The organism is Belnapia sp. AC561 (assembly GCF_979252845.1).
This window is the reverse complement of sequence record NZ_CEEDBP010000247.1, coordinates 1-268: the sequence shown is the minus strand read 5'-3', so window position 1 is coordinate 268 and position 268 is coordinate 1. Positions and strand designations below refer to the sequence as shown.

Genomic DNA, 268 nt, shown 5'->3' with positions numbered 1-268 from the left:
CTGCGCGCCGAGTTGCGGGGTTATCAGATGGAAGGCTTCGCCTGGATGAGCCGGCTAGCCGCCGCAGGCTTCGGCGCCTGCCTGGCCGACGACATGGGCCTGGGCAAGACCGTGCAGACGCTGGCCCTGCTGATCGAACGCTGCGCCGCCGGGCCGGCGCTGGTGCTGGCCCCCACCTCGGTCTGCGGCAACTGGCTGAGCGAGTGCCAGGCCTTCGCGCCCGGCCTGACTGCAAAGCTCTACGCCGAGACAGGCGACCGCGACGCCC

Annotated in this window: 1 protein-coding gene; it reads left to right on the top strand. The window is 71.6% G+C overall.

Annotated features, from left to right (window positions below):
• Nucleotides 1–45: 45 nt before the first annotated feature.
• The coding region (locus AC0IW9_RS30950; RefSeq protein ID WP_471652131.1) for an SNF2-related protein at nucleotides 46–268 on the top strand (223 nt) is incomplete at its 3' end.